This is a genomic window from Vibrio chagasii, assembly GCF_024347355.1.
Taxonomy (GTDB): domain Bacteria; phylum Pseudomonadota; class Gammaproteobacteria; order Enterobacterales; family Vibrionaceae; genus Vibrio; species Vibrio chagasii.
In genome coordinates this window covers 1,298,411-1,313,430 of sequence record NZ_AP025466.1, presented here as the reverse complement: position 1 = coordinate 1,313,430, position 15,020 = coordinate 1,298,411, and the positions used below count along the sequence as shown (strand labels likewise).

Genomic DNA, 15,020 nt, shown 5'->3' with positions numbered 1-15,020 from the left:
AAATGGCTATTCAAAAAAGTATCCTCGCTATGGCTCTATTTGGCAGCGCTACGGCTTATGCATCTTTAGGAATCACACCGCCAGCAAGCTCAGAAGTTTGGATCACAACCGATGCTGACGCTCAGCACCTGATAGTTGAACACGGCGCAACGGTATACCCAGCTGTGAATGGAAATAAACACTCCATCATTGCAAAAATCAACGCAAAACAGTTGGCTAAACTTTCTAGCCACATGCACGAAGAAACTCACCGCTGTGGTGGCTACATGGTTCATGAAGACAAGGCTAGCGCATTAAAAGCTGCCGCAATGCCGCTGACAATGAGCACCTTCGAAAAACCGGCGATCAGCCATCAAGATACAGTGAATGATTTACTCGCTCAGGTTGAGCCAAGCAACATGGTTACGACCATCGAAAATCTAACCGACTTCACCAACCGTTTTTATACCACTTCTACGGGTGTTGCTGCTTCAGATTGGCTGCTAGATCGTTGGAAAAGGGAAATCGAAGATGTGCCATACGCTTCGGCACGCCAAATCACGCACGCAGAATATCCGCAAAAGTCTGTCGAAGTCACCTTACTTGGCGCGAAGTATCCAGAAGAGATCGTTGTCGTTGGCGGACACCTCGACTCAACTGTTGGTTCTTGGACGAGCGAAGGGACAATCTCTCCAGGAGCAGACGATGATGCGTCGGGAATTGCTACCGTTACTGAATCGCTGCGTTTGATGATAGCTAGTGGTATTCAGCCAGACAAAACCATCAAGTTCTATGGCTATGCGGCTGAAGAAGTGGGGCTGCGTGGCTCACAAGATGTGGCTAATGCACTTAGAGACGAACAAGCAAATGTTGTCTCTGTACTTCAGTTGGACATGACTAACTACAATGGCTCGGCGCACGATATCACCTTCATCACGGATTATACCGACAGCAACCTAACGGCTTACCTAAGTGAGTTGATTGACACCTATGCTAGCGACATCAGTTACAGTTTCGACCGTTGTGGTTATGCCTGTTCCGATCACGCCTCATGGCACAACGTCGGCTACTCAGCAGCTATGCCGTTCGAGAGCATGTTCAACGACTACAACCCTAGCATCCACACTCAGCATGATACGATTGAGAACTCAGACCCGACTGCAACCCATGCCTCAAAGTTCGCTAAGTTGGCGATTGCTTATCTCGTTGAAACTAGTTTGGATTCACCTGTTGCAGGTCCAACAGAACTTCAGTATGACGTCCCTATTGAAGGACTATCCGCAGGTTACGGTGAAGAGCAATTCTTTACCGTAACGACGGAATACGCAGGGCAATTGACCGTAACCATAACGGGGCCTCGCAGTGGCGATGCCGACTTATACGTCAAATATAACGGTGTGGTATCGAAAGCGGACTTTGACTGCCGCCCGTACCAGAATAGCAGCAATGAACAATGTGTACTGAACAAACCTGCGGGTGAATTCAGCATCATGGTGCGCGGCTATCGCAACTTCAGCGATGTGTCTATCATCGCTAACTTTATTCCTGAACTTCTCTAGGGCTGACTAGCTAAACTCAAGCATGACATGGCTTACTGCCAAAATAACCAAAACAAACGCAGCCAAACCGGCTGCGTTTTTTGTTAGAGAGACTGAGGAACTTGAGAGCCAATACTATTTTACGAAAATGCGTTAATTTAAGTGTAAATAGAGAAATTCTTTTCACCTAATAATGACCATAAATATATTACGCTTATTTTAATCAGTGAAAACTACTCCCACACATTAACTTAAAGAAAAGCTAAAATAGAAAAGCCTTAATTAGAGGCCCCTTTATTAATTCTATTCTCTCCTCTCTATTATGGGAATCCACAACTCAGACCAGTAAGAAAGTTTAAATAAAATTAAACAAACTTTCATTTTATGATTTATTTAAAGTAAACAAATGTCATAACCTTATTTTAATTAAGGGTAATAATCAACGAGCACCCCCATACACACCAAGGCATAAGCAATAAAACCAACAAGTAAGACCAGTTTAATTCTGGGATGTTGGTTCAATAAAAACAAGCGCTTGATACACCAAATAAATAAGTAATCAATGCATTTAATAAATATTGCATATATTAATTAGATGTATATTATTCACAAATAAACCAAGCTTATACGTGAATTTTATAAGTGTTATATTACTTGAAGTTCGGATATTCATCTGAATTATAATAAATCTTAAAAATAATCAACACTGCTTATATTGGAACAAGTTATGAGTGCTAAACTAAAAATAATGCTTTCTATTATGGGGCTAACAGTCATGTTAATCATGACGACAAGCTTTTTAAGCTGGAAGAATTTCGAGACTTCGTCGACCGTAAGTTATAAAAAACAGTTGGGATATAAATCTCAACTTATCGCAGATACTATCGGACAGAAAATTAATCGCTACTTTGATATTTTGAACGTAGTGAGCAATGAGCTGTCTTTCGATGAGCGTGGTCAAGTCGACACATCACGAGCAATCACAACGCTCCATAGTGCCATGAGCTCAACCAAGGTTACTAACATCTACTTTTCTCTAGCGGATGGTACTTCCTACTCGTCAAAAACCAATGGCATCATCGAAAACTTTAATGCCAAAACCAAACAACGCGAATGGTTTTTGAAAGCAATGAGCGGCGAGGACAAAATCATTACTCGCCCTTATTTGGCATCAACCGGCGACCAAGTAATGTCTCTAGCAACGCCTATCTACAAACAAGGCAAGATTGTCGGCGTTGTTGCTCTAAACATCCTGGTTGAAGACCTGACTAGATTCACCGAGCAACTCACCACAAATAATAAAATCTTCGTCACTCGTGAAGACGGCTTTATCTTAGCTGCACAAAACGCGTCTTTGATAGGTAGAAATATCTTCAACGAGATCCCAGCTTTCGCAAACAGAGACACCACTCGAGAAGAGAGCTTCGAGTACATTTATGAGAATACTGAGTTCTTGGCAGCAGGCGCTAAAATCAACGATCTTGGTTGGAGTGTCTGGGCGTGGGATAAAGAGAGCAATGTTAATCAAGACTCAAAGGATAACCTCACTGAAACTCTGATCACCTCTTTGACGCTACTGTTCATTTGTGCGGGTTGCGTGTACTACGTTGTTGAAGTTTTGGTTTACCGCCCACTCGGTGGAGAGCCAAGCGAAATAGAAGCGACAGTAGCTAAAGTAGCCTCTGGTGACTTTACCGCAATCAAACAGCAACAGGGTAAAACGATTGGTATTAACGCTGCGGTTAACGATATGGTCAATGAGCTGAGCACCACAATTGAAACCATCCGTAATTCATCAAACGACCTGTTTACCTTTGCCGAAGGCATAACCAACGCTGCCGACAACGTGAATGCCAGCTCTGCCTCACAAATGGAACAGCTAGAGCAAACTTCGACGGCAATGAACGAAATGTCGGTCGCTGTAGATGAAGTCGCACAAAACGCCCATCGAGCTTCAGAAGCGGCAATGCAAGCAGCTCAAGAAGCACAGTCTGGCAATCAAACGTTCGATACTGTAAATCACAGTATTGTGAGCCTCTCTCAAGGGATTCAAGAAGTATCCGATGTTATTAACACTGTAGGTGAGAAAACCTCAAGCATTGGCACCGTATTGGACGTGATCAAAGACATTGCAGACCAAACTAACCTACTCGCTCTTAACGCAGCCATTGAAGCCGCACGAGCAGGTGAGCAAGGTCGAGGCTTCGCAGTTGTTGCTGACGAGGTTCGTAACCTAGCCAACCGCACTCAACAGAGTACCAACGAAATTCAAGAGGTGATTACTTCACTGCAACTTGAAGCCAATAGCTCTATGGAAATGATGCAGATGAACAGAGAGGCGTCAAATGTCACCATGGAGAATGCGAAGCAAGCACAGGCTTCACTCAATGAAATCTCGAGCTCTATTACTATTATTGAAGACATGAATACACAGATAGCCACAGCGACTGAAGAACAGACCCTTGTCGCAGGCGAAATCAACCAGAGTATCGTTGACGTCAATGACAAAGCCCGTCAGACACACAGCTTGTCTGCATCGAACCAAGAGAAAGCGTCAGAGCTTATTGCACTGTCTGAGAAGCTCACACAAGCAGTCAGTACCTTTAAGCTAAACCGTTAACCTCAGCAAGATTCAATAAAGACTGATTAGGGGAAGCTATTCCCCTAATCACAACACCAAAACTAAACCTCATATCACCCCCCAGGTGATTTGAGTAGACGATTTTTCAAAACACCTCACACAACAACCTCTAGTTATCTCTTTTCCATCTCGGCAAGGAGAGGCTTTTTGCTTTCTAAATTAAGCATATAACTTCGCTAACAATAAGGATAAACCTATGAAGTTAAAAAGATTAGCACTTATTACTGCTATGATTTCATCCAACGTTAATGCCTTTCAGGTCTGTAACATCGGAGACGAATATAACGTCTTGGACAGCGAAAGCTTTCATCAGATCCGACAGAAAAACTATGATGCCTTCGGTGAAGGTATTACTCCTGAAAACCTGTTTCCATCAGCGCCAGAGCACATTGTCGACTTAAAACCCTCTCTCTCTGAAGCCAGTGATGTTTTCCCTGAAACTGCCACCTTACTAGAAACAGGCCCCACCTCAGCTGTTACGCTAGCACCTGAGGAAGCTGTAAGGCTGATGGACACTTTGGGCCGTTCAACGACAGGGCTAGCAAAAGGTGCACTGGAAGCTCTGGGACCGATTGGCGACGCGGTTGCCGTTGGGCTTTGGGCAAATGAGGTCGCAACTAGCTTCCAAGATGAATCACGTACCTCTTACGATCGATTTGCCACAGTAATGGGGCTCGTCGATTGGTTTGGCGTTTTAAAGCTGCCTGCGAGAGAGATCGACCGCCAAATTTTGAGTAGTCGCTGGGATAGAATTGCAGCAGGTAACCATTACAGTTATCACGTTCATGAGGATCTCGTTACGCAGCAAGATTTAAGAGACAAAATTTATTGGGCAGAACTCGCCTCAGACCAGCAAGCGATGTTGAACGCCGTTGCACGCGGCTTTGCCACCGATCTTGCCCTCAAATACCAACAACATTATCAAGAAGTGGTAAAAGCTCAGACCATTATGGCGGAAGAGCTGATCACCGCGGTCGATCACGAGCTCCGCAAGGCCATCTTTAGCCAACTGGCTCTCGACCACAAAGACTCTCAACTGTTTGCATCGGACATTGCCTCTAGCTGTAACGAGGAAACTCGAGTGCTGGCAGACCTTTATCCTGATCATGATATTGAAGAGAGTAACTCCCTACCACCAGCATTACCTTCAAAACGCCAAGCGAACCGCGCATTGGCCAAACTTCAGCACTGTCAGCAGAACCTGCTAGATCAAGCCATTGCCAAACTGAATGAGTTGCGAACAGGTCAAATTGAGGGGCTAGACCAAGCTGCAGTTCAACAGCTGTATGCACGCACACTTGCGGCTAAAACACAGATCATCGAAACGGCAGATAATCATGTCAATCTACTGATGAGCAAGCTACAAAGAGAGATGTTCACACAAGGTGATATCGCCATAGAGCGACTATTCCGTTCAGGTTCGGTAGAAACCATGCATAATTTCCTCAAGGGACAAGCCGAGCGCAGCGCCATTGACGAGATGACACGCAGCATTCTGGGGCGCCCAGCAACAACACAAGAAATACGCAACAAAGAGATCGTCCTGCAAAGTGGTTACGAAAAATGCGTTCGTATTGGCATTCTAGGAGGCGATCCAAACTTTAGGGGTTGCGTTGAGTACGCTTGGGTGCCAGCAGAAACTCGCCCATTTATTCCATCTGAAGATACCGTTATTGCTCAGATCTTGCCGCCAAGCAAAGAAGCAGTAAAACGCGTGCTTTTCGATTCACTTAGTAACCTAATTGATCATGGTTGGAATGCCGAAGCAGAGGAGCGTTGGTTGGAACAACAGTTGCTGGATTTTTCTGCGCAGCAACGTCTAAAAAAGCAAGCTGAATTCGACAAACAACAGGTTTATCACTGGTTACTGGACTCAAGCGCAATGCTTGAAGGTGAATGTGGTGGCGGTAGCGCATGTGCTGGGTGGAGCTTGTCTTACCTTCAAAAAGAGAACCTTTCACGACAAGCGTCGCTACATTATATCAACAATTGGCACGCAAATTACTCAGGCAAAGGCGCCTATGTGCATTCGAAGCGCTATCAAAAGCTTGGTGGCTTGATCACCACTGCGCTAGAGAGTGAATGGCAGGCTAAGAGAGCCGTCGAGTTTTATAGCTTCACTTACCCAGGTAGCATTGATCTTCAGAAAAATGCGCCACTGATTTATTCTGCACTGAAATCGTCCTCACTGGATCTTGCTCACCTGCAAGGCAACACGCTGCAACTCGCGAAAGGGATCGTAAAAACTCGTCTTGCTGAAGCGATCAGTGTCTCCGACAGCAACGGTATTGAGTGGCTACATTCACAAGTGGGCCAATTCCAGCGCTATACATCGATCATCCATTCTCAGCATATCTCTACTGGGCACTACGCCTCTGGGGAAGGTGAAGTCACCGCTCTGTTTTCAGAGATGCTGCCTGCTCACCTTATGCGCTACCTGATTTCAGACATCATCCCTGATAGCTACGATGCGCGCATTGAGCGTTCTATCGACGCCATCTTTAACCCAACGTCTGAACTCAATCAAAAACTCGATAAGTTAAGCAATACAAATGAAAACTTTACCGATAAACCGGGCCGTAGCTGCATGATTTACTACCCATACCTTAAGAGCGCACTGCTTGATGTTGCGGCTGATGATGCTCTGTATTGGATTTCACCTATCTCAGAATGGTACGACGCCGTCACTCGCCAACAGCTCAATATGTTTGGGGCTCTGAAATATGCCGTCATCAATCAGAACACTTTCGGCATTCCATGTGATTTAAGCCCTAACAGCTACCAATACCAATAAAGGGCGGACACTATGAATACTCGTTTTTTATTACTGCTCTGTTGTCTGAGTTTTACGACCTTCTCTCAACCGTTTGATTCGCTCAAACAGCCAAACCGTTCAGAGGAAGAAGTGACCCAGCTAGCAGAAGACTTCAAAGACTGGTCAAAGGCTTCCAATGATTGGCGCTATTCCTTTATCACTGCTAATGAAAAGGAAGCAGTGGAAGACTTTTCCATTTCTGGCTATCAGACCGCTAATGACTACCTAAGAGCCACTGACACCTCAACATGGGGTGTCGCAGGGGCGGATGCGAGGCAGTACATTCGCACGGTTAAATCGGCACTCAACAAGCTGCCAAAATACAAAGGGACCGCCTATCGAGGCACTTGGGTAAAACAATCTCTGCTTAATAAGCTCGAAGAGGGGGACGTGTTGGTCGAGCCAGCATTTACCTCAACTTCGACTCTCCCAGAAGTCGCTAAGCGCTTTTCAGTAGTGCATCCCAACTCCCCGCAAAGGCTCAAGCGAGTACTGTTTGAAGTCAAGATCAATCAGGGGGGGCACACCATTGCTGGGCTTTCGGAATACAGCAAAGAAGCAGAGGTTCTATTTGCGCCAAATGCACACTTTCGAATCACCCAGATAGAGCGAACCTCTAACCACACCTACATTGGCGTGGAAACGGTAAAGGCATCTGCCGCCAAAAATACTCAGAAATATAACCTCTATTCAGGCGAAGAAGTAGAAGCGTCATTTTGGCACTCTCTCGTTTGTACATAAGCTAAGGGTCAAGCAATGAAAAAATTTATTTGGGGGCTTTGCCTCTCTTTATTGACAAGTTTTTCGGCACAGAGTGAGGAGTTTCCAGAGTTTAAAGGCCGTTCACTCTCCTATCAGGCGCAACAACAAATTGCGGATGACCTGATGGATTGGGCAACGACGCACCATGTAAAAGCTGAAAAAAAGATGATCAGTGAAGAGTACTCTGCCATTAAGAATTACGGCCGAGTTGACCATGATGTGGTGAATGAATACATGAGAGCGGGAGAGCCTGAAGGCTACTTATCCGAAATGTTTGGCCGTACATTGAAATCACGCGTATTCCACATGCGAAATGTCATGAATAAACTGCCTAACTACAAAGGTACGGTTTATCGTGGCTCATCCATCAAGAACTCACTGCTCGATAAACTCAACGTGGGTGATATTCTGCATGAGAAAGCGTTTTTATCGACATCAACTCTACCAAGTGTCGCCAAGCACTTTTCTTCAGCCGGTGTTTATGAAGGTGCTTCTGCTGCTCAATTCAAAATTGAACTCAAGTCAGCAGGTCGCGCCATTAACGCGTACACGTTCAAACCAGATGAAGCAGAAATACTCGCGAAGCCAAACACCTACTTTCGAGTAGAAGCGATTGAGCGAGTCTCACCGAAGAAGAACTACATCAAGATGCGTGAAATAAAGAACCCCTCACGGTACCTAAAAGCGGAACCTGATATCCACATTTATGACAGTTACAGCGGTGAAGAAGTCGCGGCTCGCAGCCGCAGTTCACTCTCTTGCCTGTAGTCTAGCGTGCCTGCTACTTTGTAAGCGGCTGATAAAAAAAAGACCATCATAATGATGGTCTTTTTTATTATTGAAGCTGGGGTAATTTAACTACTTGTTTTACGCATTATCTTGCCACAAATGTATTCGCCAATAGGCATCGCTGAGGTCGCCGCTGGCGATGGTGCATTGCACACATGCAAGCTTCTTGGGCTTTCCGCAAACAGGAAGTCATGAACCAAGGTACCATCCTTCAGTACCGCTTGAGCACGAATACCTGCCGGGTAGGGTTTGAAGTCAGACACAGTGATGCTTGGGCAGTACTTATTAACCAACTTTAGATACCCCGCCTTCCACCACGAGTTTTTGAACTCAACCAAACCGGTTTTTAGGTGCTTAGCCGTCACCTTCCAAAAGCCAGCAAAGCTCAGCATCTGCAAGGTATCCTTAACACTAAAATTCAACTTACCGTAGCCTTCCCGCTTCCACCCTTGAACCGCGTTAGGCCCTACCGTTACCGAGCCATCAATCATGCGTGTTAAATGCACACCGAGGAAAGGCAGTTCAGGGTCAGGGATCGGATAGATAAGGTGGTTCACCACTTGGTTATGTTTAGGATCAAGCTGATAGTATTCACCGCGATAAGGGAGGATTTGGAAGTCAGTTTCAATACCAAGCATCTTGGTCATTCTGTCCGCCATTAGGCCTGAGCAAGTGATCAAAAATCGACTGTTCAACTGCAAGGTTTGCCCATCCACTTTGCAGGTTAACTGAACCTCATCGTCTTGCTCATCAGCCAGGATAACTTCCGTGCCTAAACTCAACTCCCCACCCGCCTCAACAAACTGCTGAGCCATCACTTCAGTGACTTTTTTGTAGTTTACGATACTGGTGGTTTTGACGTAAATCGCCCCTAAACCAGTGATGTTCGGCTCGGCGAGTTTGAGCTGCGCTTGGTCCAATAAATCGACATCAATATCGTTATCATGACAGCGCTGATAGAGCGCGTTCATGCGCTCAACTTCTTGCTCATTGGTCGCAACCAATAACTTACCGCAGTTTTCGACGGGGATATCATGTTGACGACAAAACGCGATAGTACGCTCTGCGCCTCGCTTACAGAAATCCGCTTTCAAGCTACCCGGAGCGTAGTAAACGCCAGCGTGAATCACACCACTGTTGTGACCCGTTTGATGCTGCGCAAAGCCACGCTCCTTTTCGACTAAAAGGATACTTTTATCAGGGTGAGCTTGTTGCAGTTGCCATGCCGTCGACACGCCAACAATGCCACCACCAACGATAATATAGTCGTATATTGAGTTCATAATGTTCCTACATTCAGTCCTTTAAATTATAGGGAAGAAGCGGCAGTATCAGGCTCGGTTTGAGGCAAAGACTTTTGCTCTTCATCCGACGGCTTTTTCACTTGATTGATATCGTACTTACGACCGCTGTAGATGAAGATAGCAACAAACAGTGCCACACCGACCAGGCGAATCACGATTGACACATCAGGCCAAACTAAAGCCACACCTAAGGCAATCAATACCGCGCGCAACACAAGATTGATTTCGCTCTCGAGGTAACCTTCAATCGCTGCAATAAATGCATAAGTACCAATAATAGCAAAGCCACCAGTCACTAAAACCGAGGTCACATCCCAACTTACCAAGTTGGTGTAAGCGATAAGCAGTGGCACCAAGTACAAGCCTTTAGCGATCTTCCATGCCATTAAGCCCGTTCTCATTGGTGGCGTTTTAGCAATTGTCGCTGCTGCAAAAGCGGTCAAACAAACCGGTGGCGTCACGTTGCTGTCTTGCGATAACCAGAAAATGATTAAGTGTGCAGACAATAGAGCAAGGCTAATCGCTTCCAAGCCTAAGCTTTGCTCAAGCAGCGTTTCCACAAAATTAGCGGGCACTAACGCAATCAGTTCTTTTGCAGTTTCCAGAGCCATAGGTGCGTTAAGCAGTTCCAGCTTTTCTGGTGCTGCCAACATGAAAATTGCTTTCGCCTGCTCTGGTAACTGACCCGAAACCAACAGGTCAAGCAGCTGGCTTTCAGCAATTAACTTGTACAAGGCTGGAGCAGACAGAGTACCCAACACGATATAAGCCGCGGTAACTGGCAGGCCCATACCGAGAATCAAAGATGCCAGCGCGATCAAGGCAATCATCACCAACAAGTCACCATTAGCCCAACTATTGATCATCAACGAGAAGGTGTTACCTATCCCGGTGGTGCTGATCACATTGACCACAAGGCCAATACCCACGAGTAATACGGCTGTGGTTGCCATGTTTTTTGCGCCTTGAGAAAGCGCTTCGATGATCGCCTTTGGTCCCATTTTATGGTTTTTGGAGAACCACGAAGCAACCACTACCGAGACGATTGAGATACCCGCAGCGTACGTCGGCGTAAAGCCTTGCACCAATAGAGTCACCAGCACCGCAAGAGGGATAAGATTATGCCAACCAGACAAGAGTACTTTTAATAGAGGCTCACAACCCGAAGAGACTTTTTGTACACCGCTACGCTTCGCTTCAATACGTACGAAAAACGCCACTGACAAAAAGTAAATAAGCGCTGGCAAGAAAGAGACCGCAATGATATCGACATAAGGGATCTGCGTGTAAGACGCCATGATAAAAGCACCTGCCCCCATCACTGGTGGCATCAACTGCCCACCTGTTGATGCAGCAGCTTCCACACCAGCAGCAAAGCGTGAAGGGAAACCCGCTTTTTGCATCAGAGGAATACTGATAACGCCTGTCGACACCGTATTAGCCACGCTAGAGCCAGACACTGAGCCCATCAAACCAGAGCCAATCACCGCAATAAAACCAGGCCCACCGATCACTTTGCCCGCCGCCGCGCGAGAGACATCAATAATGTAGTCACCGACACCCGAGCGCACTAAGAAAGCGCCAAATAGGATAAACATGAATACGAAGGTCCAGCTGATTCTAGAGATAGAACCAAACATACCTTCCGATGAATAAAAGCTTCGATAGAGCAGTGTCTCAAGGCTCAAACCAGGAAAGTGGAAGATGCCACTGGTCCATTGCCCCCACACCACTACGTAGCTCAAACACACCAGAATAAGTACAGGAATAAACCAGCCCATGGTACGACGAATCAGCTCGATGACGATAGCAATCGCCAAGATAGAGAAGAACCAATCACTGGCGATGAACTTCACGCCTCGCTCATAAAGTGCATCCTCTGCAAAGGGGATATAGATAAGGCAAGCCAATGCTGCCAATGCGATCCCGATATCGACAGCAAGTGCCACCTTGCTCTTTTTCAGCGAGATATGAGCGGGATACCAAAGCGCACAAATGATCGCGAAACCAGCAAAGTGAGTCGCAGAGATCCAAAGCTCCGGTAAGGTAGATAAGGTATTAAACCAAATGTGTAATAGGGAGAGAATCACTCCCATGGTTGTTATCGCTTTGCCTACCCAAGGAAAATCCGTTCGGGTCGGCAATTCAAATTTTTTCAGTTCCTGCTGCAGCGAATCGCTCATAGAAAACTCCTGCTCTCTACAACAAAATGCGCAGAGAAAATCCATAAAATATGCAGGCGCACGAACCCATTCACAACGTGAACGCGCACCTATCGGTTAAGCCATTAAAGATTGGGGATCGACCAAAACAGTTAGTCGACGAAAGCCGTTAGTTAACGATCAACTCAGAAGGAAGCTCGATGCCCACTTCTTTGTAGTAACGAGCTGCGCCCGGGTGAAGTGGAACAGGCAGACCTGCAATCCCTTTCTCAAGCGCCATGGCTTTGGTTGCTTTGTGGATACCTTGTAGGAAAGGTAGGTTTTCATAGATAGCTTTGGTCAGTTGGTAGACATCTTCTTCTGAGATATCTTCACGAACCGCTAGGAAGTTAGGTTGAGCGATTGTAGTGATCGGTTTATCAACACCTGGGTAGGTATTGGCAGGGATCTCGTACTTGGTCCAGATGTTGTAATCGCCATTCGCTTGTTTGATCTGTTCATCGGTAAACGACAGGATTTGAATATCTTCACCTAGAGCTGCAAAAGCTTGGGTTACCGCGCCCACAGGTACACCTGCTGGGGTGTTCATGCCATCAATGGTGCCGTTTTGCAATGCGCTCGCGCTACCGCCGTAACCCATAAAGGCAAGTTTAAATTGTTCTGGGTTCACTGATAGGCCCTTCATAATCTGACGACCTGAGTTTTCTGTACCTGAGTTTTTCTTACCGATAGAAAATTTCTTGCCGTTCAGATTTTCTAAATCACTCATGGTGCCTGTTTCAGCTAGGTCCGAACGAACAATAAAGTGTTCAACATTTTGCCAAAGCATAGAGACAGAGCGCAGCTGAGTTTGGCTACCCGATTTTTCGTATGGCCCTAGTCCCTGCCAAGCCCACGCGCCGTACAAGCCTTGCAAGATAGCAAACTGGGCTTCATTTTCATTCAGTAGTTTTACGTTCTCGCCCGACCCTGCAGAACTGATAGCCGCCAAAGAAAAGTGCTGCTTCGGCGCAAGCTTAACTTTACTCAATGTCGCCAACGCTACGCCTACAGGGTAGTAAGTGCCGCCTGTTGAAGCTGTCGCTAGAATATAGCTGCGCTCTTCTTGAGCAGAGGCGTTGCTGATAAGGCCAATAGATGCCATTGCGATTGCTAAAGTTTTAACTAGCTTGTTGTATTTCATTGTTACTCTCCATGTAGAGTTATTCACGTTATAGTTTTGTTAACAACAACAGCCAGGTAGCAAGCACAATGCCAAATTTTAAGTTATTGATTTAAATAAATTTAAATAAAAAAATCAATAGCGGTAGGCGGATTATTGCTTATTACATACTGATGGCATGAGCAATTTTTTGCTTACTAAAAAAGGGCATTAACATCTATATAAAGTTAGCTACATCACACTTTACGTGAGAAATGTGACCAACAGTTATAAAATCGCAAATACAGAGTGAGCCATTTATTGCTCATTAACTTTCAATAAACACTACAGTCTTGTTGCTCACTAAGATTCGACATAGTCGCTTCGATTCAGCGCATAGCGCACCATTTTTTGGTTCAATGTTCGGCGAGGTAGATCTAAGTCTTGCATCACATCATTAATGCGCCCTTGATAACGCACTAACGCATCGTGAATCACCTTACGTTCGAAACTCTGTACCTGCACCGCCAACGGAATTCCCGCTGTGGCAGATTCCGTTACCGAATTGGGGCGACACGCCAATATATCCCCAACCGTTAGGCTTTCATCCAACGCAAAACGAATCGCAACATTGCGAAGTTCACGTACATTCCCCGGCCACGCATACGACAATAAGGCATGGCGATCCGCTTCACTGGCTACTCGAGTTTCGCTGTTCGCTTCTTGAGTAAAGTGTTCAAAAAGAATCAAAGCGTCATCCTCACGCTCACTAAGCGGAGGCAAGTGCAACTGGGCAACGTTCAGACGATAGAATAAGTCTTGGCGAAAGTCAGGATGATTCAATAAGTCACATTTCGAGGCAGATACTACCCTCAAATCAACGTGTTGCTGCTGGTTACCCCCCACACGCTCAACGACATTGTCTTGTAAAGTTCTTAGCACTTTGACCTGCATAGACAAAGGCATGCTCTCGATCTCATCAAGGAAGACCGTGCCTTTATCAGCAAACTCAAGCTTACCGATGCGTCGCTTAGCTGCACCAGTAAAAGCTCCGGCCTCATGCCCAAACAGTTCGCTCTCAAACAAATTTTCAGGAATGGCACCACAGTTAAGCGGTACAAAAGGGTGTCTTTTTCTCTCGCTAAACTCATGCAAGCAAGAAGCGACCAACTCTTTACCACAGCCAGTTTCACCATAGATGATCACATTAGTGTCTATGGAAGCCACCTTCTGTATCTGTTCGCGCAGTTCACACATCACCTTACTGCGACCAATCAGGACCTGCTCAATACCCTTTAGGTTATTTAAGTAGCTTTGACGGTTAACTCTGTCTTGGCTGCTTTGATATTTCTCGACCGCTTCAGAGACAGTTTGGGAGAGACGCTCAGGATCAAATGGCTTTTCGATGAAATCATAGGCGCCTTGATGTAACGCCTTTACCGCCATATCAACATCGCCATGCCCGGTAATCAAAATAACTGGAACTTCTGGCACCAAACTCTTAAATTTCCCAAGTAATTCCACCCCATCAATATCGGGCAAACGCACGTCACTAATGATGGTGTGAAAATCGCCTTGCTTTACTGCGCTTAACGCATCTTGCCCAACCTCAAACGCAGTGACGTCGAAGCCGGCCAACTGTAACCACTGGCTGGTTGCTTGACGCACAATCGCATCATCTTCAATCAAAGCTATACGTTGCATGGTTTGTTCCTAACACTTGAACCAAATATGCCGCCCACGGTATTCAAAAACCGAGCAGACGAAAAGGAGCTAGCTCCCACTTTGAGTAACACCTCTTTAACTGTTTTATGATGTTTGTTAGCTTCAACTTGTTTCACTCTCCACCTGCTCAAAAAGCAAACATAACACAGCCTTAAACCACTAAT

9 protein-coding genes are annotated in these 15,020 nt (G+C 45.8%); 5 read left to right on the top strand and 4 right to left on the bottom strand.

Annotation, left to right across the window (positions count from 1 at the left end; translation table 11 throughout):
* Positions 1 to 2: 2 nt before the first annotated feature.
* The 5 genes from OCV52_RS21630 (at position 3) to OCV52_RS21610 (ending at position 8,503) form a co-directional block, all read left to right on the top strand.
* Positions 3 to 1,538 carry a M28 family metallopeptidase gene (locus tag OCV52_RS21630; RefSeq protein ID WP_137408458.1) on the top strand — a complete coding sequence of 512 codons (1,536 nt, stop codon included), beginning with the start codon at positions 3 to 5 and terminating at the stop codon, positions 1,536 to 1,538.
* 706 nt (positions 1,539 to 2,244) lie between these two features.
* Positions 2,245 to 4,137 carry a methyl-accepting chemotaxis protein gene (locus OCV52_RS21625; RefSeq protein WP_137408459.1) on the top strand — a complete coding sequence of 631 codons (1,893 nt, stop codon included), beginning with the start codon at positions 2,245 to 2,247 and terminating at the stop codon, positions 4,135 to 4,137.
* Positions 4,138 to 4,354: 217 nt separating this feature from the next.
* Entirely contained in the window at positions 4,355 to 6,952 is a 2,598-nt protein-coding gene (locus tag OCV52_RS21620; RefSeq protein ID WP_137408460.1) for a hypothetical protein, read from the top strand.
* 12 nt (positions 6,953 to 6,964) lie between these two features.
* Positions 6,965 to 7,714 carry an ADP-ribosyltransferase gene (locus OCV52_RS21615; RefSeq protein ID WP_004736878.1) on the top strand — a complete coding sequence of 250 codons (750 nt, stop codon included), beginning with the start codon at positions 6,965 to 6,967 and terminating at the stop codon, positions 7,712 to 7,714.
* A 15-nt stretch (positions 7,715 to 7,729) separates the two neighbouring features.
* Positions 7,730 to 8,503, top strand: a complete 774-nt coding sequence (locus OCV52_RS21610; RefSeq protein WP_004736880.1) for an ADP-ribosyltransferase — start codon at positions 7,730 to 7,732, stop codon at positions 8,501 to 8,503.
* Positions 8,504 to 8,589: 86 nt separating this feature from the next.
* Here the strand turns inward: OCV52_RS21610 and lhgO are convergent, their stop codons facing one another.
* The 4 genes from lhgO to OCV52_RS21590 all read right to left on the bottom strand — a co-directional run bounded on the left by lhgO (position 8,590) and on the right by OCV52_RS21590 (position 14,835).
* A complete protein-coding gene (gene lhgO / locus OCV52_RS21605; protein WP_137408461.1) occupies positions 8,590 to 9,807 on the bottom strand; it encodes an L-2-hydroxyglutarate oxidase in 1,218 nt (405 codons plus the stop codon).
* A gap of 26 nt (positions 9,808 to 9,833) precedes the next feature.
* Entirely contained in the window at positions 9,834 to 12,011 is a 2,178-nt protein-coding gene (locus tag OCV52_RS21600) for a TRAP transporter permease (protein ID WP_137408462.1), read from the bottom strand.
* A 148-nt stretch (positions 12,012 to 12,159) separates the two neighbouring features.
* The gene (locus OCV52_RS21595; RefSeq protein ID WP_004736883.1) at positions 12,160 to 13,173 is read right to left on the bottom strand and encodes a TAXI family TRAP transporter solute-binding subunit; all 1,014 of its coding nucleotides are present in this window, start codon (positions 13,171 to 13,173) and stop codon (positions 12,160 to 12,162) included.
* Positions 13,174 to 13,494: 321 nt separating this feature from the next.
* Positions 13,495 to 14,835, bottom strand: a complete 1,341-nt coding sequence (locus tag OCV52_RS21590) for a sigma-54-dependent transcriptional regulator (RefSeq protein WP_137408463.1) — start codon at positions 14,833 to 14,835, stop codon at positions 13,495 to 13,497.
* Positions 14,836 to 15,020: the final 185 nt, after the last annotated feature.

Bases quoted from the DNA above. Each gene is read 5' to 3' on its own strand.
- OCV52_RS21630 (WP_137408458.1), top strand. From the start codon at position 3: ATGGCTATTCAAAAAAGTATCCTCGCTATGGCTCTATTTGGCAGCGCT.
- OCV52_RS21625 (WP_137408459.1), top strand. From the start codon at position 2,245: ATGAGTGCTAAACTAAAAATAATGCTTTCTATTATGGGGCTAACAGTC.
- OCV52_RS21620 (WP_137408460.1), top strand. From the start codon at position 4,355: ATGAAGTTAAAAAGATTAGCACTTATTACTGCTATGATTTCATCCAAC.
- OCV52_RS21615 (WP_004736878.1), top strand. From the start codon at position 6,965: ATGAATACTCGTTTTTTATTACTGCTCTGTTGTCTGAGTTTTACGACC.
- OCV52_RS21610 (WP_004736880.1), top strand. From the start codon at position 7,730: ATGAAAAAATTTATTTGGGGGCTTTGCCTCTCTTTATTGACAAGTTTT.
- lhgO (WP_137408461.1), bottom strand. From the start codon at position 9,807: ATGAACTCAATATACGACTATATTATCGTTGGTGGTGGCATTGTTGGC.
- OCV52_RS21600 (WP_137408462.1), bottom strand. From the start codon at position 12,011: ATGAGCGATTCGCTGCAGCAGGAACTGAAAAAATTTGAATTGCCGACC.
- OCV52_RS21595 (WP_004736883.1), bottom strand. From the start codon at position 13,173: ATGAAATACAACAAGCTAGTTAAAACTTTAGCAATCGCAATGGCATCT.
- OCV52_RS21590 (WP_137408463.1), bottom strand. From the start codon at position 14,835: ATGCAACGTATAGCTTTGATTGAAGATGATGCGATTGTGCGTCAAGCA.